Origin of the sequence: Erwinia psidii, assembly GCF_003846135.1 — a bacterium.
Lineage (GTDB): Bacteria > Pseudomonadota > Gammaproteobacteria > Enterobacterales > Enterobacteriaceae > Erwinia > Erwinia psidii.
Window position 1 is genome coordinate 170710 of record NZ_RHHM01000006.1, and the last position, 23920, is coordinate 194629.

The 23920-nt window shown below is 50.8% G+C and carries 22 protein-coding genes and 3 pseudogenes; 14 read left to right on the forward strand and 11 right to left on the reverse strand.

From position 1 onward, the window contains the following. Window positions 1-33 precede the first annotated feature (33 nt). From EB241_RS09445 to EB241_RS09455, 3 genes are all read right to left on the reverse strand, one after another. Complete coding sequence (locus EB241_RS09445; protein WP_124232936.1) at window positions 34-621, reverse strand: cupin domain-containing protein; 588 nt, start codon at window positions 619-621, stop codon at window positions 34-36. A 259-nt stretch (window positions 622-880) separates the two neighbouring features. Continuing rightward, window positions 881-1579 (reverse strand): FliA/WhiG family RNA polymerase sigma factor, encoded by a 699-nt coding sequence (locus tag EB241_RS09450; RefSeq protein WP_124232937.1) that lies wholly within the window; start codon window positions 1577-1579, stop codon window positions 881-883. Then, on the reverse strand, window positions 1579-2052 hold the full coding sequence (locus EB241_RS09455) for a hypothetical protein (protein WP_124232938.1): 474 nt from the start codon (window positions 2050-2052) through the stop codon (window positions 1579-1581). Before EB241_RS09455 ends, EB241_RS09450 begins: the two co-directional genes overlap by 1 nt. Before the next feature lie 784 nt (window positions 2053-2836). Between EB241_RS09455 and EB241_RS09460 the strand changes: the two genes are divergently transcribed. The 3 genes from EB241_RS09460 to EB241_RS09470 all read left to right on the forward strand — a co-directional run bounded on the left by EB241_RS09460 (window position 2837) and on the right by EB241_RS09470 (window position 4552). Next, entirely contained in the window at window positions 2837-3832 is a 996-nt protein-coding gene (locus tag EB241_RS09460) for a winged helix-turn-helix domain-containing protein (protein WP_124232939.1), read from the forward strand. Next, window positions 3807-4181 (forward strand): hypothetical protein, encoded by a 375-nt coding sequence (locus EB241_RS09465; RefSeq protein ID WP_124232940.1) that lies wholly within the window; start codon window positions 3807-3809, stop codon window positions 4179-4181. The genes EB241_RS09460 and EB241_RS09465 overlap by 26 nt, the downstream gene beginning before the upstream one ends. A gap of 104 nt (window positions 4182-4285) precedes the next feature. Further along, window positions 4286-4552: a hypothetical protein gene (locus EB241_RS09470; RefSeq protein WP_124232941.1), complete on the forward strand. Its 267-nt coding sequence runs from the start codon at window positions 4286-4288 to the stop codon at window positions 4550-4552. Between the two features lie 151 nt (window positions 4553-4703). Here the strand turns inward: EB241_RS09470 and EB241_RS09475 are convergent, their stop codons facing one another. Together EB241_RS09475 and EB241_RS09480 are read right to left on the reverse strand one after the other, a co-directional pair. Then, window positions 4704-5408 (reverse strand): response regulator, encoded by a 705-nt coding sequence (locus tag EB241_RS09475; protein WP_124232942.1) that lies wholly within the window; start codon window positions 5406-5408, stop codon window positions 4704-4706. Further along, window positions 5398-7036, reverse strand: a pseudogene (locus EB241_RS09480) (ATP-binding protein). The gene EB241_RS09475 and the pseudogene EB241_RS09480 overlap by 11 nt, the downstream one beginning before the upstream one ends. Before the next feature lie 337 nt (window positions 7037-7373). On the opposite strand from EB241_RS09480, the pseudogene EB241_RS21100 reads away from it, so the two are divergent. The 8 genes and pseudogenes from EB241_RS21100 to EB241_RS09515 all read left to right on the forward strand — a co-directional run. Next, window positions 7374-7862 (forward strand): annotated as a pseudogene (locus EB241_RS21100) (2-hydroxycarboxylate transporter family protein); the annotation flags it as partial. Between the two features lie 60 nt (window positions 7863-7922). Beyond that, window positions 7923-8244 (forward strand): annotated as a pseudogene (locus tag EB241_RS21105) (fumarylacetoacetate hydrolase family protein); the annotation flags it as partial. 11 nt (window positions 8245-8255) lie between these two features. Then, the gene (citC, locus tag EB241_RS09490; RefSeq protein ID WP_124232943.1) at window positions 8256-9275 is read left to right on the forward strand and encodes a [citrate (pro-3S)-lyase] ligase; all 1020 of its coding nucleotides are present in this window, start codon (window positions 8256-8258) and stop codon (window positions 9273-9275) included. A 16-nt stretch (window positions 9276-9291) separates the two neighbouring features. Next, on the forward strand, window positions 9292-9585 hold the full coding sequence (citD, locus tag EB241_RS09495) for a citrate lyase acyl carrier protein (protein WP_124232944.1): 294 nt from the start codon (window positions 9292-9294) through the stop codon (window positions 9583-9585). After that, entirely contained in the window at window positions 9582-10463 is an 882-nt protein-coding gene (gene citE, locus EB241_RS09500) for a citrate (pro-3S)-lyase subunit beta (RefSeq protein ID WP_124232945.1), read from the forward strand. Before citD ends, citE begins: the two co-directional genes overlap by 4 nt. 3 nt (window positions 10464-10466) lie before the next feature. Further along, window positions 10467-11993, forward strand: a complete 1527-nt coding sequence (gene citF, locus EB241_RS09505; protein ID WP_124232946.1) for a citrate lyase subunit alpha — start codon at window positions 10467-10469, stop codon at window positions 11991-11993. Continuing rightward, a complete protein-coding gene (gene citX / locus EB241_RS09510) occupies window positions 11990-12526 on the forward strand; it encodes a citrate lyase holo-[acyl-carrier protein] synthase (RefSeq protein WP_124232947.1) in 537 nt (178 codons plus the stop codon). Before citF ends, citX begins: the two co-directional genes overlap by 4 nt. Continuing rightward, the gene (locus EB241_RS09515; protein WP_124232948.1) at window positions 12504-13307 is read left to right on the forward strand and encodes a triphosphoribosyl-dephospho-CoA synthase; all 804 of its coding nucleotides are present in this window, start codon (window positions 12504-12506) and stop codon (window positions 13305-13307) included. Before citX ends, EB241_RS09515 begins: the two co-directional genes overlap by 23 nt. Before the next feature lie 74 nt (window positions 13308-13381). On the opposite strand, the gene EB241_RS09520 is transcribed toward EB241_RS09515, so the two are convergent. After that, the gene (locus EB241_RS09520) at window positions 13382-14410 is read right to left on the reverse strand and encodes a sigma-54 interaction domain-containing protein (protein WP_124232949.1); all 1029 of its coding nucleotides are present in this window, start codon (window positions 14408-14410) and stop codon (window positions 13382-13384) included. A gap of 867 nt (window positions 14411-15277) precedes the next feature. Between EB241_RS09520 and EB241_RS09525 the strand changes: the two genes are divergently transcribed. After that, the gene (locus tag EB241_RS09525; protein ID WP_124232950.1) at window positions 15278-15955 is read left to right on the forward strand and encodes an EscU/YscU/HrcU family type III secretion system export apparatus switch protein; all 678 of its coding nucleotides are present in this window, start codon (window positions 15278-15280) and stop codon (window positions 15953-15955) included. A gap of 156 nt (window positions 15956-16111) precedes the next feature. On the opposite strand, the gene EB241_RS09530 is transcribed toward EB241_RS09525, so the two are convergent. Beyond that, entirely contained in the window at window positions 16112-17104 is a 993-nt protein-coding gene (locus tag EB241_RS09530) for a lysozyme inhibitor LprI family protein (RefSeq protein WP_124232951.1), read from the reverse strand. 167 nt (window positions 17105-17271) lie between these two features. Here EB241_RS09530 and EB241_RS09535 point away from each other — a divergent pair, with 167 nt between their 5' ends. Further along, on the forward strand, window positions 17272-17754 hold the full coding sequence (locus EB241_RS09535; protein ID WP_124232952.1) for a YlaC family protein: 483 nt from the start codon (window positions 17272-17274) through the stop codon (window positions 17752-17754). A gap of 22 nt (window positions 17755-17776) precedes the next feature. Here EB241_RS09535 and EB241_RS09540 read toward each other — a convergent pair whose 3' ends face one another. Further along, complete coding sequence (locus EB241_RS09540) at window positions 17777-19192, reverse strand: aminotransferase-like domain-containing protein (protein WP_124232953.1); 1416 nt, start codon at window positions 19190-19192, stop codon at window positions 17777-17779. Between the two features lie 131 nt (window positions 19193-19323). Then, window positions 19324-20217, reverse strand: a complete 894-nt coding sequence (locus EB241_RS09545; protein WP_124232954.1) for an SDR family oxidoreductase — start codon at window positions 20215-20217, stop codon at window positions 19324-19326. Window positions 20218-20515: 298 nt separating this feature from the next. On the opposite strand from EB241_RS09545, the gene tcuC reads away from it, so the two are divergent. Beyond that, a complete protein-coding gene (gene tcuC, locus EB241_RS09550) occupies window positions 20516-21835 on the forward strand; it encodes an MFS transporter (protein ID WP_124232955.1) in 1320 nt (439 codons plus the stop codon). 756 nt (window positions 21836-22591) lie between these two features. Here tcuC and exbD read toward each other — a convergent pair. After that, the gene (exbD, locus tag EB241_RS09555) at window positions 22592-23014 is read right to left on the reverse strand and encodes a TonB system transport protein ExbD (RefSeq protein ID WP_124232956.1); all 423 of its coding nucleotides are present in this window, start codon (window positions 23012-23014) and stop codon (window positions 22592-22594) included. 5 nt (window positions 23015-23019) lie between these two features. Continuing rightward, window positions 23020-23754: a tol-pal system-associated acyl-CoA thioesterase gene (gene exbB / locus EB241_RS09560; RefSeq protein WP_124232957.1), complete on the reverse strand. Its 735-nt coding sequence runs from the start codon at window positions 23752-23754 to the stop codon at window positions 23020-23022. Window positions 23755-23920: the final 166 nt, after the last annotated feature.

Below are 23920 nucleotides of genomic sequence, written 5' to 3' on the forward strand. Positions count from 1 at the left end.
ATGTGGATGCGCACCATCACGGTGCGGGAAGATTCAGAGTTGCTGCAAGGGGTGCCAGATTTCAGTGACCGCGCCTTCCCCTCCGGTAATCGGGTCATGCAGCGGCATTGGCACGCGAGCAATCTCTATGACAGATTGCTCAAACCATTCCTGTTCGTCACGGCGTGTTTCCGGCTGCACGCCACGCGGGTAGGCACCGACGGCAAAAAAATCCTCGCTGGAGGCAAGCTGCTGATGACCGACACCGGCCGGAATAAGCACCGCATCGCCGACGTTCAGCGTTACAGCGCGTCCCGTTTCCCCGCCGAACAGAACCTGTGCCCATCCCGCACTGATCCCCAACAGCTCATGAGCATTTGGATGATAATGCGTATAAGGATAGATCGGATAGCGCCAGCGCGGCAGCCATTGATGGCGGGCGAAGAGATCTTCGAAATAGCAGGCGATATCTTCTTCTTCTTCCGACACCACCTGAGGATAGATGATCAAAGGCAGCGGACTGTTCGGGAGGCCATTGACCGGTTGGAAGGTCATATATTGCGGATTGGTTGACGTCCCGGCTGCAAAACTACCCGCCGCAAAAGACATCATGGTGAGCAAACTACCGGTATGATGTAGCATACAGTGTCTCCTGTTAGCTGATAGCAGATTTGAAGAAATTGTTTAATTAATTGTGGCACCTGCGGGCCAGGATGCAATCCTTTGGTCAGGGTTCGATCACATAACGCATTAATTTAACGCAACTTAAGTCAAATCAACTCCCCTTGAAGAAGACGCATAATCATCACGGCGGTAAAGGCAGGACCAGGGCGCTTTACTGCTGTGGATCAGCAAATAACAGCGTCTCTCATTCGGTCCTGAACCGTTTTACCATTTCACGTTAAAAGAATGCCTTGATCTTCTCAGCAATCTGCTTGTTCAGCTGACAGACCCTGGCCTGAGTAAGATCCAGCACCATCGCAATCTCTTTCAGGCTCAAATCCTGTTTGTAGTAAAGACTGAGAATGACTTTTTCACGATCGTCCAGTGAATCGATAGCCCTTACCAGCGTGCGCTGTGTTTCAATTTCCTCCTCCAACCGCCGCCCGGCGAAAGCGCTGCCCTTCCCTTCTCCCGACAGTAGCAGGTCAAGACTCTCAAGGGTGCTGGCACTGTCGAGCATCAGATATTCCTGATAAGCTTTCATGCTCATTTTCAGTTGCTGGCAGATTTCTGTCGGCGTCGGTTCACGTCCCAGACTTCGCGACATCATGCGAATCGCATCGTTGATCTTGTGTGCTTTTTGTCGCATGCTGCGTGGTCGCCAGTCATGCTGGCGGAACTGGTCCAGCACGGCACCACGGATGCGCTGGGCCGCATAACCGGCGAACTGTTCGTCAGGCTTGCCATAGCGGCGGAGGGACTCCAGCAGGCCCATCAATGCGATCTGCTCAATATCTTCCCTGCCAATCATGCTGTTGGCCTGCGGGGCCAGTTGACGAACAATGCGTTTTACCAGAGGGAGCCACTGCTGCATGTATTGACTCTCTTGCGCCGGAGTGAGTGCCGGCAACTCACTAACCACTTCCTGCTGTAGCATTACTTAAAGACCATTTTTGAAAGAGTGAGATCGGTGAAGGGCATCACCACGTTGAGGGCGTCAAAGCCTGACTGATACTTTTCCATCATCAATTGACGCAGCTCAGTGAGACTCATGCTGCGTAACTCGTCGGATGTCAGAGAACTGAAAATATCGGCGGTAATACCTTTGATGACTGGCAGCATATTTTCTGTGCGCTGAGAACGCAGGTCATCAGGTGTAGTGAATATCAGGTCCAGTAACACAGCCTGTTCACTGGCATGATCGTCGCGTAAGTTCATCGCCAGGTTTTTCACCTCCACAAACTGCAACATATGCCGTTTTGGCGTTGCTGACAGAAAAGCCAGTGGAGAGGCGTTATATCCCTGTTCGACAAGCCGGACATAATGTGTGCCAATCACTACCAGCCCGGCATTAACCACAGCGCCAACCAGTACCAGTAACAAAATGAGGAAAAAAACTTTTATTTTCATTAGGTAAGCCATTGTAAGTATTATACCTTTGGTACACAGTGCTAAAGGTTGTTTCGCTCAAAAGCCCGGCCGGGCCACCGTTCGTTCACCTTTGATTACGTTGTGGCGGCTTCAGGCTATATCCTTTCAATAGCAATGGTCATGCCAGAATTTAAAACTATTAATATTCAAATGGTTGTATTTTTATAGCGGAAATATTGCTTCCGTCAGTACGGAAAGAAAGTGTCAGAGGAAGGAAAAACATCGTGCTCAAGCAGGATCGACACCATAATTTCAGTGGACAGGCAGTGAATGCGGACCGTCGCGGTGACGAAGTGCATCGCCGTAACCTCTGCCTGTAGGTTGAAATATTCACAATACTGCGGGCGAGAAGCGAGAAAAGCATTATTTATCGGGCCGAATGGCACTCACTTTTTATCAGTGCCATTGTTAAACAAAAACACCCCAACATATACCAACACCGCAAGGCCAAATAAATAACAAAATTGAAATATAAAAACCAATAATACTCTTATTATAGCTGGCGTTATATTACTGAATATATCGCCAAAATATATAAAATATAATCAGGACAATGTAATTAAAATCGCTACAATGATTGCAAAAAAAATAAATAACGCCATCGATTCCCAGCATCACCGTCAAGTTAAAAAATGACAAGAGAAAGGATAAACAGTATGACACCAGTGATAAATTACCGACTGTATATGTCAAAAGATAACGCTTATCCGAAAAAAATATTGCTATCCTGTCGTTCCCGGACTGAAATGCGGTTGTTCGTGCCATGAGCTCACGCTGTGTCATTCACCACTGGCTAATTGATATTGCCTCAGGCTCATTAATTCATCAGCAAACCGGCGAACAACGTCGTCTGGGAGAATATCAATTTAAACTGCTGATGGTTCTCGTACAGCATGCCGGACAGATCCTGACCCGTGACGAGCTGAACACGCTGGTGTGGGAACGCCGGGTCATCGGTAACAACAGCCTGCCAAATGCGATTCATGCGCTTCGCGTGGCGTTGGAAGATGATGGTAAGCAACAGCGCATTATTAAAACCATTCCCAAGAAGGGCTACATCATCGAAGCCGAATTTTGTACCGTTCAGCAACAGCAAAGCAGAGACGATGCAGCCACCCACGTTCCTACCCATCACCGAGGCGCTCCCACACGGCCTGATGTCGGTGAAACATGGAATGAGGAGTCACGAAGAGAGCACCCGCCACTGACTCAGCCTCCTCAGGAAAAACATAAACGTTTCTGGCGTTGGATGTGCCTGGCCCAGACTATCCTGCTGGTACTGGTGGTGGGATTCCTGTCGCCTGGCGATTCAGGAAAGGCCCGCGATAGCCTGACAGAGCAGGAATTTCAGCTATACAGCCAGATACGGATTTTTGCGCTGACCCAGGTTAATGACGGGCAAACGATCAATGAAGATATTACTGGCATCATGAGCAACACCTTTTTTGCGCTGAATGAGATGCTGGCCGTTAAAGGCATAACAATGCAGGTCTTCTACTCCACTACCAGCACCACGCTGAAATATACGCTGGTGATCGGCAATGCCTGCGATCATCGTCAGCTGGCAATGAATATTGCCCAGTTTCGCAGTAATACCGGGCAACTCAACACCCTGATCTACCGAGAAACAGAGCGAAAAATTAATGAAATGGCAAACTGCATCAATCGGCCTGATGGCACTGACGTTAATAATCACCGGATCGGCACTGCTGATGGACCTGTTGGTTCCGGGGATGAAACAGTCCATGCTGCTCAGTGAAAATATCAATAACTTTAATCTTCAACTGGGTTATTACGATTTACTGTCTAAAAACAGTGAAATTTATAATCCTCACGTTGATATCAGGCAAAATACCGTGGTGATGAAACTGTCTGACCCGGATGATAACCGGATGCAAATCATTATTCATATGAAGCTGAAAAAAGTAACGCCTCAGGGCATATGGTACGGCTATAAATCTGTCTCAGTGCCGGAAAAAAGTAATGATCTGCTTATTGCCAACACGCTGGGCTACCTCCAGAACCAGCATATTCTGTTCAGCGGTATCAGTTATCCCGGCGGCAAAGTGACCGTGACTTCATTAGGACTGATCATCAGCCGCCCTTAGCGCAAGTGACCCGGAAACGACGGCCCGGTGCAAAACTGAGGGATTTAATTTTGCCATTCGGCCTGCCGCTTTGTTGAAACACCGACAAAGCTATTCAGGGGAAAATGGTGAAAATAACGCAGATCGGTAAGGCTATGACCCGAAAATCCACAAAAAATGCCACCACTGAGCCACAACCTTACCACAGTATAAATGATGACCGCATTCTTCTGGTGATGCACAGGCTGCTGGTCCAACTGCCTGAGGTCAGTATGTCGCGGGTAAAGGCAATGCAGATCCATAGGGATACGTTGTCACCGCCTGGGGATATCGCACTGGCGATGCTGGCCTGGCACCACTGTGGGGTCTGTGCCGGATCGTGCAGGAAATAGCACAACTTATTTACGGCGGGGCACAGCATGATTGGCAAACCCGCTGCGAGGTCGCCAGCAGACCCACCGTCTGCGACATTTGTTATTGAGTTTAACATTGTCGGAAAACATACCGCTTAGTACTGGGGTAAGGGATGGCCGCTTTTATGCTTCAGCCGTGAGGCACCGCAGCACTTCGCCTGTACATCCTTCGAGGGTGGCCAATCTTGCCATACCGCATTTCTACGCTTAAAAAACCCACTTCCACACCGTGTTCCAGATAACGTCTTATGGTGGTCTTGCTCAGCCCTGTTGCCATCATCACCTCATCCACCGAAAAACAGTGACAGGTATTGTCGTTAAACAGCGCCTGAATCCGCGTCAGGGTATTTTCTTCTATCCCCCTTGCGCCACTCTCCTGGCGATAGTTTTTCGCCTGCAACTGATAAAGTGAATCGACATTTTGCTGATCGACAATTTTCCACGCCCGCTGCTGATCGTTGAACAGCAGAAACCGCGACAGCGACTGCTCAAGTCGTTTCCAGGAAACAGGTTTAAGAATATAGTCAAATGCACCATGACGAATTGCGTGGCTACAGGTATCCATATCACTGGCGGCAGTAATAAAAATTACCGAGCAGTTAGCCGCCGCCAACAGCGGATCGCCAATAAGCGCAATGCCTTTGCCATCCGGCAGGTAGTTATCCAGCAGCATCAACCGCGGTTGTTTATCCGCCAGCAGCGCCTGTGCCCTGGCAAGCGACGATGCGGTACCTATCAGCCTGAGACGCGGATGCCTGCCGATCAATTCTGCATGCAGCTGTGCCAACTTATTCTCATCCTCAACAATCAGCACATCGATCGTTTCATGTTGCATAAAGAATATTTTCCATTTCCGGTGTGGAACACCTTGCCGTTTCCGCGAGAGGAATGAACAGGGTGAAAATGGCACCGCGTGGCGTGTTATCAGCCACTTCAATCGTGCCGCCCATCTGCATGACATAGCTTTCAATCAGGTAAAGCCCAATACCATGATCGCCCTGAGTTTTCGTGGTGACACCACGTTCAAAGATACGCTCGCGGATCTCCGATGTTATGCCAACGCCCTGGTCAGCCACTTCAACGATCAACTCACGCTCACTCAGCTTAATCAGAACCTCAACCGGCGCATGGGGTAACGACGCACGCTGCGTCGCCTCAATCGCGTTATCCAGCAGATTACCAATAATCGAGATCAGCTCTCCTTCCGCAAGGGGAACAAAAGGGCGGTTCATCCCGCAGCCGGGATCAAAATTCAGCACGACGTCTTTTTCACTGGCGCGGGCGGCTTTCCCTAACAGCAGACCGCACAACATCGGTGAACAAAAGCGTGAAGAGATAAAATCCAGCAGTTCCTGAGCATGTTCAGAGTGTGCCTGAATATAATCCGTTGCTTCCTCATAACGGCCCATATGCAATAACCCGGAAAGGGTGGCCATGCGGTTCAACTGTTCATGACGCATGATCCGCAGATTATCCACATAGCGTTTTACCTGACTGAGCTGGGCGTTAAGTGAATCGATCTCATTGCGGTCACGGAAGGTAATCACCCAGCCCTGCAACGACGTTTCCAGCATGATCCTGACACGGCTGGCAATCACCGTGAGCTGATTGAAACGACACATTTCATCGTGTGTGTCTTTTTCCAGCATGGCGGAGAGCAGCAGAAAAGGAACCGGTGCGATAACCCGGTCGATCGGTTGCCCACGAAGTTGGATGTCAGGTTGCTCCAGCCCCAGTAGCTTGCGCGCGGCATGGTTGATCACCTCAATACGCAGGTCGGCATCGAGGGCAATCACGCCTTCATAAATTGATTCCATAATTGCTTTCTGCTGACGGGCCAGCAAACCGATTTCTCGCGGCTCCAGTGAGAAAATCTGCTTCTTAATGCTGCGGGTGAAAAACCACGAGAAAACGAACAGCGCCATCAGCAGCAAAACCGCCGCAATCAGGATGTTAACCACTTTGCTGGCGGTAATTGTATCAAGATGGCGGGTAAGATACCCCACCGAGACAAGGCCGATGACCTCATTGTCATCGTTAAAAATGGGGGCTTTACTGCGAAGTGAGATGCCCAATCCGCCCTCACGGATAGTGGTAATGCTTTTCCCCTTCAGCACCTCCTCATTATCCCCCCCCACCAGGGTGGTACCAACCCGGTTTGCAAACGCTGAATGAAACAGATGTAAACCGGTGTTATCACCCACAACGATAAAGCTGGCATCGCTGTGAACAACGATTTTTCGCATAAAATCCCTGATTGCCTGAATATCCTTTTTAGCAACGTCCTTCCTCAGAACAGGAATAAGCGCAATTTCTTCAGCCTGAATTTTGGCCCTGACACTCATCTCCTGATAGAGCTGTCTGCTAACATCAGCATAATAATATCCGCCTAACAGGGCAAACAGCACCGAGAAAAAAAATAACCAGAGAAAAAAACAGTTTTATCTGGAATGATAATTTCATTTTTATCACGTAAAATATTTATCCATGTACAGGTAATATATCATCTTTTTACACCAGACCACCTGCCCCACCAGAAACTTGTGATCTTTTACGCAACATTACTGCGTTATATAAAATTAATTAATAAAAACATAAAATTAATGTTGTTTATTTGTTTAATATATAATAAAAACCATTAAAACCATGAGGAATAGTTCAGACGCGACTCACATAAAATAAAATAAATCATTAAACCCATAGCCACCATTAAAGCTTCTCATTTAATATGCGCACCCTTACGTTAAGTCATCACCTGGCACTTTACCCTACGAAAGAAAAATAACCCTGTGACTTAATTATGAGTACAACTGACAATAATTTTACTGTTACTCTCGACCCGAACGATATTATACGCCCATCGTTCAAAGCGCGCTGGTGGCATATTATGGATACGTGGAAAGTAGGCATTATCCCTCTGCCGCTGTTTGTGTTGGCAGGTGTGCTGATTACCATTGACTGCCTGGGAGGACTACCGAGCGATATCGTGGTAATGATCGCCACGCTGGCTTTCTTTGGCTTTGCCTGCGGTGAGTTTGGCAAACGTCTGCCGCTGGTCGGTAAGCCTGGCGCGGCGGCAATCTGTGCCACGTTTATTCCCTCTGCGATGGTTTATTACGGCCTGCTGCCCGATACGGTAGTAGCGTCCACCACCTCCTTCTACACATCCACAAACATTTTATATGGTTATATCTGCTGCATTATTGTCGGCAACATTATGAGTATGAACCGCACCGTGCTGATTCAGGGCTTTTCAGGCATCTTCTTCCCTATGCTGTGCGGCGACATCGCCCGTGACTGGCAACACAGCTGGTTTTCGGCGGGGGAAAACCGGCGACAAACCGGCGCATTTGGCCTCTGGATGACCATCGCCGATGAAATTCCTGACCCGCACCGGCTTGCCATCAGAACATGGCTCAATGGCCACAAAGTGCAGGAGGATAACACCAGTCGCATAAGCCACAAGGTAGCGGAACTGATTGAGTACATCATCACCTTCACCCCCTGGCGATGTGATCATTACCGGCTCACCGGGCGGTGTGGGTAAAAAGCGCAATCCTCCGCTGTTTATGCAGGAAGGCGATCGCATTGAGGTAGAGATTAAGCATATCGGTCATCTCAGCAATGTGATCAGGGAAGCACCGGCAACCACACTAACGGCCTCACACTGAGCAACAGCACTATGTACACGCAAACTGGTATCGATTTTCGCCTGACGGATGTGGCGAAACACCCTGAAAGAGTAGAAAAAATCCGTACATTCCTGGCCGACAGTGATTTGGGGCTTGATCGGGATATCACCTTGTTTGTTGAGGCATGGTGCGGCCCGAAGCTGGTCGGCTGTGCCGGGCTGGTAGCCAATGTGATCAAATGTGTAGCGGTGGATCCGGCACTACGCGGGGTGAACCTCAGCGCCCGTTTGCTGACAGAGGTGGAAAATGTGGCGATTGCTCGCGATCATTTCCACCTTTTTCTCTGCACACGCCCCTGTCACGAAGCACGCTTTGCGCACAATGGCTTCTGGCCCATCGCACGCGGTGGCGACGACGCCGTGTTGATGGAAAACACATCCCAGGGTATTGCACGCTATTGCCGTTCACTGCAGAGCCTGCGCAAGGCTGGCACACAGATCGCCGCCATTGTTATGAATGCCAACCCTTTCACTCTGGGCCACCTGTATCTGGCTGAACAGGCTGCGAAACAGTGTGACTGGCTGCATCTCTTCGTGGTACGCGAGGACGCCTCGTATTTTCCATTTCACGCCCGTCTGGAAATGGTGCGAGCCGGTGTGGCACATCTGCCAAATATTATCGTGCATGAAGGTTCACCTTACATTATTTCCCGCGCGACTTTTCCCGCCTACTTTCTCAAGGCCAGCGGCCAGGTGGACCAGGCATGGAGTGAAATCGATACGCTGATATTCCGCGATTACATTGCCCCAGCGCTGGGTATTACGCATCGCTTTGTCGGCTCGGAACCCTTTTGCAACCTGACCAGACACTACAACCAGACGTTGCACAGATTATGCGGTGACCTTCTCAGGGTCGTGGAGATCCCCCGCATCGAAACATCGGGCAGGGCGATTTCCGCTTCGGAAGTGCGCCGCTTGCTACGGGCACAACAGTTTTGCCTTATACGGGAGTACGTCCCGCAGTCCACTTTTGCCTGGATCGAGGCACATTACCATGCACAAGTGGCATAACTGTCAGGAAATGAATATGAAAATTGTCAGAGAGGCGCTGGCCGGAACGCTTGAATCCAGTGACCTGATGGTAAAAATCGCCCCCGCTGAAGACGGGCTGGAGATTGTCATCCACAGTGACGTCATCAGGCAATTTGGCGAGCAGATCCGTCGGGTTGTGGAAGAGACATTACGCGCTATGGAGGTCCACCGTGGGTTAATTATCATTGACGATAAAGGTGCGCTGGACTGTGTGATTCGTGCCCGCCTGCAAAGCGCCCTGCTCCGCGCGAGCGATGAGCAAACCATCCACTGGGAGAAACTGCAATGAGTCAACTTCGTCGCAGTATGCTGTTCCTGCCGGGATCAAATGCGGCCATGCTTTCCACCGCCTTTATTTACCGCCCTGATGCGATCATGTTTGATCTGGAAGACGCGGTGTCGTTGCGCGAGAAAGACAGTGCCCGACTGCTGGTCTGGCATGCGCTTCAGCACCCGATGTATCAGCAGACTGAAACCGTAGTACGCATTAACCCGCTGAATACCCCATTCGGCCTTAAGGATCTGGAGGCAGTCGTCCGTGCCGGGGTGGATGTGGTGCGCCTGCCAAAAACTGACAGGCCGGAAGATATCCATGAACTGGAAAGCCACCTGGCACGCATTGAACGGGAATGTGGGCGTGAACCCGGCTCCACCCGGCTGATGGCGGCTATTGAATCTGCCGTCGGCGTGATTAACGCCGTGGCAATTGCCCACAGCTCTCCACGACTGATTGGTATCGCGCTGGCCGCTTTTGATTATGTTATGGATATGCAAACTGAACGCGGTGATGGCACAGAACTCTTCTATGCCCGTTGCGCGGTACTGCACGCTGCCCGTGCCGCCGGTATTGATGCTTTCGATGCGGTGTGGTCAGACGTTAACGACGAGGCAGGATTCCTGCGTGAGGTTGACCTGATCCGCAAAATGGGCTTCAACGGCAAATCACTGATTAATCCCCGCCAAATCGATCTGCTGCATAATGCTTATGCGCCTACCCGACAGGAGGTGGATTACGCCAGACAGGTTATTGAAGCGGCAGAAGAGGGAGAACGCAACGGGCTGGGTGTGGTTTCGCTTAATGGCAAAATGATCGATGCCCCGATCATTAACCACGCGCAAAAGGTGCTGCAACGTGCGGCGGCTTCTGGCTTACGTCAGCAAGGATGACTTATGAATCAGACAGAACTTCTTCATGCCCAGTTCCCCCACCTGCGGGAGCTGGAGCCATTTGACCACGCACTGAGCAGCACCCCCTGGCTGGCCGACGCAAAAACAAAACGCCGCCGCAAACTGTGCGATACGCTCGAACAGGCGGTAGCCTTCTGTGGCCTGCAGGACGGCATGACCATTTCGTTTCACCATGCTTTTCGCGAAGGCGACGAAATTATCAATCGCGTGATCGACACGCTGGCGGAGAGGGGTTTCAAAAACCTGACGCTGGCGTCCAGTTCGCTCATGGGCTGTAACGACGCGCTTATCAGACATATTGAAAATGGCGTAATCAGCCGGATTTACACGTCGGGGATGCGCGGCAAACTGGCTGAAGCCATCTCCCATGGACTGATGGCAGAACCGGTACAGATCCACTCGCACGGCGGTCGCGTCAAACTGTTACAGGATGGTGAACTGAATATTGACGTGGCGTTTCTCGGCGTGTCCTGTAGCGACGAATTCGGAAACGCCAACGGCACGCATGGCACATCCTGCTGTGGCTCACTTGGTTATGCAATGGTTGATGCCCACTTTGCACGCAAAGTGGTGGTACTGACCGCACAGCTTGTGCCCTTCCCCAACACACCTGCCAGCCTGGTACAGGATCAGGTTGACTGTATTGTGCATGTGCCGCGCGTCGGCGATCCGGCGAGGATCAGCGTGGGGGCGGCACGTGTCACCAATAACCCACGTGAGCTGATGATCGCCCGGTGCGCCGCCGAGGTGATCGAACACTCTGGCTACTTCCGGCAGGGTTTTTCCCTGCAGACCGGCTCCGGGGCAGCGGCAACCGCCTGTACCCGTTTTCTGGGAGAAAAAATGGCGCGTTGCGGTGTTAAAGCACGTTTTGCGCTGGGTGGCATTACCGGAAGCCTGGTGGCGTTACATGAACAGGGGCTGATAGAAAAGCTGCTTGACACGCAAAGCTTTGATGCCACAGCAGCCACCTCGCTGGCGAGCAATCCGAATCATGTGGAGATCTCCACCAACGTTTATGCCAGCCCCGGAAGCAAAGCGGCCAGCTGCGATCAACTGGACGTGGTGATCCTCAGCGCACTGGAGATCGACGTTGATTTTAACGTCAATGTGATTACGGGTTCAGACGGCGTGATGCGCGGGGCATCAGGCGGTCATTGTGATGTGGCAGCGGCGGCCAGCCTGACCATTGTGGTCGCCCCATTGCTACGCAGTCGCATACCCACCGTGGTGAAGCAGGTTACTACGCGACTGACGCCAGGCGAGTGTATTGACGTGCTGGTGACCGACCACGGCATTGCGGTTAACCCGGCGCGTCCCGAAGTGCGGCAGCGGTTGACCGAAGCCGGGCTGAAGGTGACCGACATCGGTGCGCTTTATCAGCGAGCAATATCATTAAGCGGTGAACCACGTCCTATTGAATTTACGGATAAAATCGTCGGCGTCATCCGCTACCGCGATGGTAGCGTCATCGATACCGTACGCCAGGTAAAGGAGTTGGCACGATGACCGCAACACCGTGCAAAACCGCCATCAGCATGGAAAGCTGGCTGGCAGCAAAAGAGCACCGCGCAGCCCGTCAGAGCAACTGGCTTGCTGAGTATCAGCAACCGGTGCTCTCCCTGACCCTGATCACCCCGGGCGGTATTAAAAACAGTAGCCGTTATCGTAATCTGATGGGGATCGCGCTACAGCAGTGCGATCAGCTACTGTGGGAACATCGCTGGCTGGTGCTGGATCGCCAGCTACTGTGGCTACCAACCGGACCGGAGGCAATGTGGTGCGTGCAACACCCTGCGGCGGAAATTAAAACCCACTGTATTGCGCTTGAACAGTCGCACCCGCTGGGCAGGCTGTGGGATCTGGATGTCATCTGCTCACAGGCCGGCCATATCGGACGGCAGCGCATTGGCTTACATTTGCGTCGCTGCCTGATCTGTGACGCCCCGGCCCATGTCTGTTCCCGCTCGCGCAGGCATGCCACTGAACAGCTGGTTGCTCACGTGGATAAGATGATTGATGACTGGTTTGCCCGCGACTGAGCGGCCCGCTGTCAATGTCCCCCACCTTGCAGAAGAAGCGCTAAGGATGGAGCTGGCATTAACGCCGAAACCGGGATTGGTCGATGCACATAATAGTGGCGCACACCGCGATATGGATTACACGCTGTTGGCACGCAGCATTGACGCGATCGCTCCGTGGTTTTCCCGTTTCACCCAGCTGGGCGGTGAACAGGTAAACTGTCCCGCCTCAGAACAGCTGTGTCTGTTACGTCCAATGGCGCTGGCATGTGAACAGGCAATGTACCGTGCAACCGGCGGGGTAAACACCCATAAGGGGGGGATTTTTGCTCTCAGCCTGCTGTGCTTTGCCGCCGGGCGTCTTGAACAGGTAACATCACGACATCTTTGCCAGGAAGTCAGTGACATCTGCCAGGGACTGGTAACCCGTGAGCTTGTTGGGCGCGACACATGGATAACCGCGGGAGAAAAACAGTTTCAACGCTTTGGACTGACCGGCGCACGCGGCGAGGCGGAAAGCGGCTTTGCCACGGTGCGCCGCGTCTCTGTCGGCTGGGATCGCCGTGACCTGCATACGCTGCTGCTACGTATCATGGCCGTCAACCCCGACAGTAATCTGGTGTCGCGCGGGGGGCTGTCGGGGCTGCAATATGTGCAACGATATGCACAGCGATTACTGGATAACGGCTGGGATATTCAGACAATGGCAGAGATGGATCGGGCTCTGATAGCCAGAAATCTCAGCCCGGGTGGCAGTGCCGATTTACTGTCAGTAGGGTGGCTTTTGTCCTGCTGTGACTGACATGCATCGTCCACTGACAGACAGATTATCCTCCTCCCTCACCGGAACCGGCAGGCTCCGGTGGGGTGGTTTTATTACCTACCTTCGGACGTGGCGTGGAGAGAAAAGTTGATAATGTTGTCAAAACCCTGTTCACGCATACTGGCCAGACGATAGCGCAACGCGCGCGGCGTGATACCGAGAAAAGCGGCGGTACGTGATTTATTGCCCTGATAACGTTTCAGCAGATCGGTGAGGTACTGGAATTCCGCCAGTTTTCCACGTTGCTTAATCAGATTATTTTCGCCACGTTCCGGGACTGAAAGGCTTTCCTGCCGGCCAGGCAAAGGCACAAGGCCAAAACAATTGGCATCCAGCGCACCGCCCTCGCACAAAATCAGGGCGCGCTGCACGGCATTTTCCAGCTCACGTACGTTGCCCGGCCAGTCGTGGGCCAGCAGCGCGCTGCGCGCCTGCTCCGTCATACGGGGATTGCTGATGGAGAACATACGGTATTTTTCAATAAATAATTCGGTTAGCGGGATGATATCTTCCTTTCTTTCACGCAACGGAGCGACGGGAACAGGTACCACAGAAAGACGGTAAAAAAGATCCTGGCGAAAACGACCCTCTGCAATTTCCACAGCGAGATCTTTATTGGTTGCGGCAATCAGGCGGATATCCAGCAGAACGGATTTATGGCTGCCTAAGCGCTCCACTTTTTTCTCCTGTAAAACTCGCAATAATTTCACCTGTAACGCCATCGGCATATCGCCTATTTCATCCAGCAGGATGGTTCCGCCATTCGCCTGTTCAAATTTTCCGGGCTGGCTGTTTATCGCCCCGGTATAAGCCCCTTTTTCGTAGCCAAATAAGATTGCTTCCAGCATATTTTCTGGAATTGCAGCACAGTTCACGCCAACATAGGGTGCATCATAATTAAAAGCATGATGATGAATATATTTTGCCACGCACTCCTTTCCCGTACCGGTTTCACCAGTTATCAACACGGGAACATTGACTTCTGCCAGGCGACGTGCCATTGACAACAGTGAAACACTGGAATGAGAGTGCGCAACGAAATAAAAATCATTGCGATTAGATGGTTTCCTTTTCATTTTCATTCGGACTCACCTCACAGTGATAATGATTTATTGCGTCCTGTCAAACCTCATTACTAAGTCATAAGAAAGGCATGAATAAGAGAGAAAATTATTCATAAAATGGCAGCTCCTCCGCCGCCACTTGCTATGGGGGTAAGTATACATTTTTGTTGTTTATCTTCTTAACTTTAATTATATATTAAAAAATAAATTGATATATTTCAAAGGATTAAAAATTAACCACACAAAATAATGGGTTAAATAATAAAAAATTAATAATCTTTGAGGGGTTGCCTGAATGAGAAAACAGAGGTCTAATTTATTTTACCAATGACAGCCTGATTCATTTTTAAGTGTTAATGAAAAAGGAGAGAGCCATGAGCAAAGACGGGAAAGAGAAAAGCACAAAAACAAACATTAACATAAAGGAAAATGTGTTTATTTCAGACCATTTTAAATCACAATTACATTATGAAAAAACATTTCTCAGTGAGGTGCAGATATCATTTCAGTAGCGGAACCACAGGCATTGAAATCCAGATTAAAAAACATTATCACTGACAGACTCCGTGATGATGATATTCAGCGTAAAAGTAGAAAAACCGAAGAATAACCATCAACAAGTCAACAGTAATGAAACAGATGAGTGATCTGAAAACACACTATCAGCCCGGTTGAAATTTAATATCTGGATACAGAACGTTGCACGGAAAACCGGGTGACCAATATCTGGTATACGTGGCAGAAACATCGACGTTCATTAATTATCCCGATGCTGGTTGCACGGACATTACCATCAGCACGCTGCTCCTGCTGTTGGTTCATCTCACAATATTATCTGGCACACCAATAAACTCTGACGCAGTATGAACGGTTAAAGGTGAACTGATGCTCTTAATTAATAATAAAAGTAAAAAAAACAGAGTCCGTAAACTGAAAAAATTACGCGAATACGAAGATATTTCGCATCCAAAAAACATGCGACTGGCAGTAGGTCGAATCACCTGCCTGCTGGTCCTTATCGCATTTACCCCATGGTATCACGGTGTAGTCTGTCGATCGTTGATAGCCATACGACAACTGGCATTCCATATCCATGAAGCAGGTTCACTGCATAAATTTACGCAGCTGATAGCCCTGATGGTGCTGAAAGTCTCGCTTTCTCTGGTGGTCATCCTGCTGGCCTCTGCACTGTCGCACAGGCTCCCCGACGGCTGGATTTTTATTGCGCGACGTATTCCGCCTGGGGTGAGAAAATGCAACCCTCTCACTTATATCAAACACCTGACAAACAGCCAGCGCGTCGCAGCAATGCTGAAAGTGCTACTGAAATGCGCCCTGTTGCTGGTTATAACCGGCATCATGTTGCAACAGAAGGTACCGTTATTGCTCAGTCTGGAAAGCTATTTTCTGAACCATGCCATCATCGCCGTTATGTTGCAGTTCACCGAAATTATGCAGCGGTTTATTATGATCATTGCGCTCTTTGCGCTGCTCGATATCCCACTGAACCAATTTATGTTTTTCAAAAAAGCGCCCGCTGGCCAAAGAAATCTGTATGAGTAAGGCAAAAACAGCCAGGGCTATCGGCACACTTGCCGCTGATGGCTGAATATAGCCTCCGCGTTGCCGCCACCCCACGTCTCTCTTCTCCTGCGATGAAAGTGCCGGACAAGGTGGTTTTGCAAATGGGCACCGCGCATGGAACATCCCCTACGCAGGCTAACTGTCAAATAATGCACGCCAGTGGTTGATAGTATTCGGCGGATTTTTCTGGCCTTTTTCGGTGGTCATGTAGTCGGTATGTACCTCGCGTTGTTTGTCACTCTTCGGCATCACCCGCGAAGCCCATATCCTGCCGTCCGGCGTATACATGATTATCGCCGCATGATGGCTTGCATCCCCTTTCAGCGCCAGTGTGACCACGGTTGCATTGATGTCATCCAGATCGGTAGCATAGGTAATACTGTTCGCCACATTGACATATTGCTGATAATCCTTGCCGACCAGCTGACGAAAACGATCGTCGAGCGCTTTCGAGGGAAATATTCCCATCGACAGCAATGCGGCCGCAGGACGCGGGTCGTTATCTGCTCGCTGATAAACCCCATCTATCGCCATACCGCGTTGCATCAGTAACTTACAACTGCCACCGTTGTCACTGCTGATGGTGATCTTGCCGTCGGGATGTGGGATAAAAATAACCGGGCAACCCGCTCCCCATTTGATGTTATCGACAAAACCCACGCCCCTGAACATCCTGACATTGCCACGCAAGGTTGTTTTATAGGTTCCTCCCCAGACCATGGCATCAAAATCAAACGTCCACTGATTTACGTTGCTGATAATTAACCGACCACCATTGCCATTGGTGGCCGATGTATTCCACCATTCTCCGCTCCATGAGAATGATTCAGGAGCATGATATAACTGCCCAATTCCCTGAAGGTAAGCCCAGCGCAAACAGACGCTGCTGGTACAGACGTCACGCGAACGCTGCCATTGCTGCGTCATTTTATTGACCCCTTGCGGGTTTCCCAGCTGCATCATATTGCGATAAGTATCATTTAATACGGAATCCAGCCACACCAGTTGGGGAGATTCGCAAATGGTACTCTCCACGATAGTGGATGCCCTGGCGCACTCTATCGCCAGGGCTTGAGAGGTGCAGACAAGTGTAATACCACAAACAAGCATGTTGATGATTGATTTCATTAATCCTGCCAAAAGATAAACTTCCAGAACTTTACGGATTATGGTCTGTTAAACGCATAATTTCATGCTTACGATATGACTGTTATAACTTTATTGAACCTGACTGTGGCTACTGCTGACCGATGATTTGTAGTGAAATACGGCCAGTTATTTCCGGGAGATTTACTATGGAAAGCGTTAAACAAATTTTGCTGCGCGAGATTGAGATGCTGAATAAGGCAGAACGGCGTGATAACCGACCACGACTGAGTTTTTCCTTTCTGAAAAACCATCCCGGACTCTGGGCATCGATGTACCTCTGTTATGCCCTGACCGTGACACTTATTTTCACTACCGAATTTTTGGGCTGGCCAGCGTTTTGGGGGGCAACATTTTTTGTGCTGCTGATGAGCGGACTGATGTTGCTCGATGTTAATCCCCGCTATCGTTTCGAAGATATCGATGCGCTCGATCTGCGGGTCTGCTATAACGGCGAATGGTACTATGTACGTACTCTTTCACCGCGGGCGATTGAGGAAATTCTCACCCACCCTGAGGTGCCAGCGCACATCAGGCAGGGCATTGAGAAACTGTTGCTGAAAAAGGGTGAAGTGGACTTTTACGATGTCTATCACCTCGCATGGGGACAACAGCGAGCTTCCCTCGTCTGATCACGTCTCTTTGCATGGGGTATCATTCAGCCAGCATTTCCGCTATCAGCCTGCCCAGGGTCGCCACAGCCCTCTCCTGCTGATCACCCCATTCCCATGCCGCATTAAAGCGAAAACAATTGGAATACTGCTCACCGGACGAAAACATTTTCCCAGGCGCAATACTGATGTTGTGCCTCAGTGCCCGGTAGCAGAGTTGCGTGGTGTTGATGTGCTTCGCCAGAGCGATCCACAGAAAGTATCCTCCCTGGGAATCATGGATCCGGGCGTCGGCAGGCAGGTGCCGTTTCAGTGCATGAAGAGCCTGATCCTTGCGCTGTTCCAGCTGCTGCCGTAGCCGACGCAAGTGGCTGTCATAGCGACGGGTAGTAAGATAATTTGCCAGAGCCAACTGCATTGGCGCGCTGGTGGAGAGGGTGCTCATCAGTTGCAAACGTTGAATACGCTGTGCATGTCTGCCAGCGGCCACCCAGCCAACGCGAAAACCGGCAACCAGATTTTTTGAGAATGAGGAGCAATGAAGTACGCGATCGTCGCGATCAAACGCCTTTGCCGGCAGCGGCTTTTCCTGACCAAAATAGAGTTCGCTGTAAACATCATCCTCAATCATCATGACCTGATACCTCTTCAGCAGCGCCACCAGCTGCTGCTTTTTCTCCCTGGTCAGCGTGCAGCCAACCGGGTTTTGCTGATTGCTCATCATCCAGCACGCTTTTACTGGCAGACGGGCCAGCGCACTTTCCAGCTCTTGCAGGTCAATGCCATACTGCGGGTCAGTCGTAATGGCTACCGCTTTCAGTTTCAGTCGCTCAATGGCCTGTAACGCCCCGTAAAAACAGGGGTTCTCAATGACCACCCAGTCTCCCGGTTCAGTCACCGCCTGCAGACTCAGATTCAGGGCTTCCATCGCACCGTTGGTGATCACAATTTCATCCGGCGAAATGTGGATCCCCTGGATAGCGTAGCGCTGCGCCAGCGTCTTACGCAAAGCCTCATTGCCCGGAGGCAGGTTGTTGATAGCATCAGCCGGTTTCAGTGAATGCGACACGGCAGTCAGCGAACGCATTAGCTGCCGCTGAGGAAACAGCTCCGGGTCGGGAAAGGCTGAGCCAAAGGGCAAAATGTCCGGGTTACGGCAGGCCTGTAAAACCTCAAAGATAAATCCGTTAATATCAACAGATCCAGCCAACTGGACTTTCTGGTGGCTGAAAGACTGATTGGTTGGCTCAGAATGCGGTGCAACAAAATAACCTGATTGCGGACGGGAGCAGATCAGCCCCTGGCTTTCCAGTACCTGATACGCATGCAGCACCGTCATCAGACTCATGCCGCTTTGTGCCGCCTGCTCACGCAGGGAAGGGAGTTTTTCGCCAGGCAACCAGATTTCCGCAGATATCTGCTGCCGAAGTTGGTCGATCAATTGCTGATACTTGGTCATAACCGTGGCAGAACCGTCGAGAGGATTTGGTCACTATTATAACGCGACCAACCGCCAGGATGACACCAGCGGACAAACACAGAGGAAAAGGCGGAGTTTATCCGCTCTTCACACCACATCCGGGCCAGGGATCAGCCAAGATGATTACCACCGGTGACACCATGCACTTCAGCAGTAACGTAGCTTGACTCCTGCGAGGCGAGATAAACATAGACACCGGCAAGTTCAGCAGGCTGACCGGCACGCTTTAATGGCGTTTGCTGACCAAATTCAGGGATGTTTTCCTGCGTCTGTCCTCCCGCAATCTGTAGTGGTGTCCAGATGGGGCCAGGCGCCACACAGTTGACGCGGATACCTTTCTCTGCCACCTGCTTTGCCAGTCCGCGAGTGTAGTTGAGGATGGCCGCTTTAGTGGACGCGTAATCCAGCAGATACGGACTGGGCTGCCAGGCCTGAATGGATGAAGTGGTGATAATGCTGCTTCCTGCGGGCAAATGAGGAATAGCCGCCCTGGTAATCCAGAATAATGACATCACGTTGGTATCATAGGTTTGACGAAACTGTTCGGTGGTCAGCTCGGCAATATTTTCCACCGCAACCTGCTTTCCAGCCACCAGCGCCAGAATATCCAGGCCGCCCAGTTGGTTGCGGGCATCGGCAACCAGCTTAATACTGGTGTTTTCATCACTGATATCACCTGGCAGCAATACCACCCGTCTCCCTGCCTGCCGGATCAGGCTGGCCACGTCTTCCGCATCCTGCTGTTCATCCTCCAGATAGGAGAGAGCCACATCGGCACCTTCTCTCGCATAGGCAATGGCAACAGCGCGACCAATCCCGGAGTCGGCGCCGGTAACCAGCGCTTTACGTCCTTCAAGACGCTGGCTTCCACGGTACGTTTTTTCACCACAGTCCGGGAGGGGTTGCATCCTGGCCTGTACTCCCGGTGCCTGCTGGCGCTGTTTTGGATATTCACCGGCATAATACTGGGTGAGCGGATCTTGCATTTTATATTGATCTGGCATGGTGACTCCTCATTAAAGATAACGCGACCTGACCTTTAGCCTGGCAGACTGAGTAGATACGTCCAGTTCCAGAATTTTTTCGCAAAAAAAAGGCCAAAAGAGCGGGAAAACAGAGTAAAAAACAGCAATAAGCCATTTTTAAATTAATTTACGTTGGAAATTTCCTGACGAAGAACAACCTCCTCTTGTTAATTTTTTGTTACTAATATGAAAAAATCACAGTGCATTAACGGTGAGATCAGTCACATTAAAAAGTGACAGACTGGGCTAGAAAGGAAAAAAACATAAAGGAAGCTGTATGACCGAATTAACTTCTCCTGCTAAAAAACCTCAGGGCAATGCCAAAACTATTTTCAACGTGACCAGCGGTAACTTTCTGGAAATGTATGATTTTATGGTATTTGGATACTATGCCTCCGCCATCGCTAACACCTTTTTTCCTGGCGATGATCCTTTCGCCTCGCTCATGCTGACGCTGATGACTTTTGGTGCCGGTTTCCTGATGCGCCCGCTGGGCGCCATTATTCTCGGCTCGTATATCGACCATCATGGTCGCCGCAAGGGGCTGTTACTGACACTAAGCCTGATGGCTCTGGGCACTCTGACCATTGCGCTGGTGCCTGGTTATCAGACACTGGGTGCCGCCGCGCCGATCCTGATCCTGCTGGGACGCCTGCTTCAGGGATTTTCGGCGGGTGTGGAATTGGGTGGAGTGTCGGTCTATCTTGCTGAAATTGCCCCAAAAAACCGCAAAGGCTTTTTTGTCAGCTGGCAATCCGGCAGTCAGCAAGTTGCGGTGATTTTTGCCGCCCTTCTGGGTCTGGGGCTGAATCACCTGCTGGCAAAAGACCAGGTGAACGACTGGGGCTGGCGTATTCCGTTCTTTATCGGCTGTATGATTGTGCCTTTCCTGTTCTGGATCCGAACCATGCTGGAAGAAACTGAAGCATTCAGCCAGCGTAAGGTTCATCCCACTACCGGGCAGATCCTTCGTTCCGTGGCCAGTAATTGGGCGCTGGTACTGGCAGGGATGCTGATGGTGGTTACCACCACAGTGATGTTCTATATGATCACCGCTTTCACGCCAACGTTTGGTAAAACGGTGCTGATGATGAGCGATAAACAGAGCTTTTTTGTGACGCTGTGCGTCGGCCTGTCGAATCTGATTTGGCTGCCGATAATGGGATCGGTTTCCGATCGCTGTGGCCGCCGACCACTGTTACTCCTGTTTACAGTACTGATGATTGCCACAGCCTGGCCTGTTCTGCACTGGCTGGTTGGCTCACCGAGCTTTAATCACCTGCTGCTTGCAGAGCTTTGGCTCTCTTTCCTGTATGCCAGCTATAACGGCGCAATGGTGGTATATCTGGCAGAAGTGATGCCTGCTGAAGTCCGTGCTACCGGATTTTCTCTGGCTTACAGCCTGGCAACCGCGCTGTTTGGCGGCTTCACACCGGCTATATCCAGCTACCTGATCCATGTTACAGGTGACAAAGCAATGCCAGGCGTATGGCTGACCGTTGCCGCAATATGTGGGCTGGCGGGTACCATGATTATCAAACCGCTGGTTCGCCAGTATCAGACGAAACACCCCGTTTCTCCAGCGGTACAGGTATAGCGCCATCGCTGGCGGGCAAGGGGGATAAACCCCATTTTGAATGTTGAGCTGTTTCAGGCAACCACTCTGCGGAGTGGTTTTTTATCCCTGGATAAACACCACCAGCGCTAATTTAAGCAGATGTTCGTCAGGCGGAACCTCTGAGGGAAATGGCATCGCCACGTCTTCCGTTCAGGTTCCATTGCAAAATCTGGCGGTGAAAAATCATCCCCCCTTTGCTGACGGAGCAGCAGATGAATCTATTCAAAGGCCGGCATTTTCAGAGAGAAACTTTACCTGCCGGTTGATGTTACCGGGGTTGCCCGCCGGGACCGCCGAAATTTCCGTGATGCACAATTTTGACACCTGGCAACGGCCTGTAAGTAAGACCGCCCGTTAACCGCAGAGCAAAGGGATCACCGTTCGGGGCGAAGAATCACTGATTGCAACATCTCACTCCGCTGGTCTTATTGACGGCAGCATAATCGTGCGCATTGATGCCAACCAATTGCGCAAAAAAGAGTCGACATTCTCACGCCGGCAATTTCGGTGCAAAACTCCGTAAAGATATTTTCAGCCATCCAGCCATGCCTCTGTTAAAAACAGAGGCATGGTTCACGCTGATTTTCCATTGCACGCTAAAAAAGAGAATTATCGCAAGAAGATAAGGCACAGGCCGACAGGGATGCTCTTGCGGCATTTATACACGGAGGTTTTCAACAGTCTTCAGGTAAATTAAGCCGACACGACGTGTCGACATGGGTTATCTGACAAAGATTATTTACCGGCGGTTTCCATTCCCACCAGACCAATCTTCAGATAACCGGCCTGACGCAGCTTATCCATTACGCCCATCAGCGTTTCATAATCAACTGACTTATCAGCCTGAAAAAAAATAGTGGTGTCTTTGTCGCCCTGCGTTTCCCCATCCAGTTTGTCGACCAGCGACGCTGCACTAACCCTATCGTTGCCGATAAACAGCTGTTTGTCAGCTTTAATGGAAAGATAAACCGGTTTTTCAGGCCGCGGCTGAGGTGCGCTGGTTGAGGCAGGAAGATTGACACGAACATCCACCGTTGCCAGTGGCGCGGCAACCATAAAGATAATCAGCAGCACCAGCATTACGTCAATGAACGGCGTCACGTTGATTTCGTGCATTTCACCGTTGCTATCAACATCTTCATTTAATCGCATTGCCATAATACTTATCCTGCCCGCAGTTTCTGCGCCGGATGCGCACGCTGTGTATTGCTGCTGGCCGCGAGGTCCAGATCGCGACTTTGCAGCAGCAGAATCTGAGCGGCAAGATCGCCCAGCATCGCTTTGTAGCTGCCAATCATGCGGGCAAATACGTTATAAATGACCACCGCCGGAATGGCGGCAACCAGACCGATTGCCGTGGCCAGCAGGGCCTCTGCGATGCCCGGCGCGACCACCGCGAGATTCGTGGTCTGGGTCTGCGCAATGCCGATAAAGCTGTTCATAATACCCCATACCGTACCAAACAGGCCCACAAACGGGGCAATGGCACCAATGGTTGCCAGAAAGCCGTTGCCACGACCGGCATGGCGGCCAAAAAACGCTACGCGACGTTCCAGCCGGAAAGCCGTGCGTTCTTTAATACCAGCATTATCGTCGGATCCCTGCGACAGCAGCAGCTCATTTTCGGCTTCTTTCAGCAACTGGATACTCTGACTGTTGGCATTGAAGCCTGCACAGGTATCAGCCGCTTCTTCAAGAGAACGGGCGCTGGCCAGAGCCAGTTGTTCACGTTTCAGCCGCCGTTTTGCCCTGCTCAGTTCCGCACTTTTGCTGAAGAAAATAGCCCATGTCACAACCGACGCCAGCAGCAGACCAATCATTACCACTTTAACCACAATATCTGCATGGTGGTACATGCCCCAGACGGAGAGATCCGTCTGCATAAAATCATTCGTCATGCTGTCTCTCCAAGGAAAAACGGATAAAAAAAACCAGCACGGATCATACCAAATCAATGACGAATTGATAGTGGTTATCATTACTATTTGACCAAGGGACACCGATTTTTATACTTCTCCGACAGATTTTCGCGGTCAGCATTTGCTAAATCTTATCAATTATTCG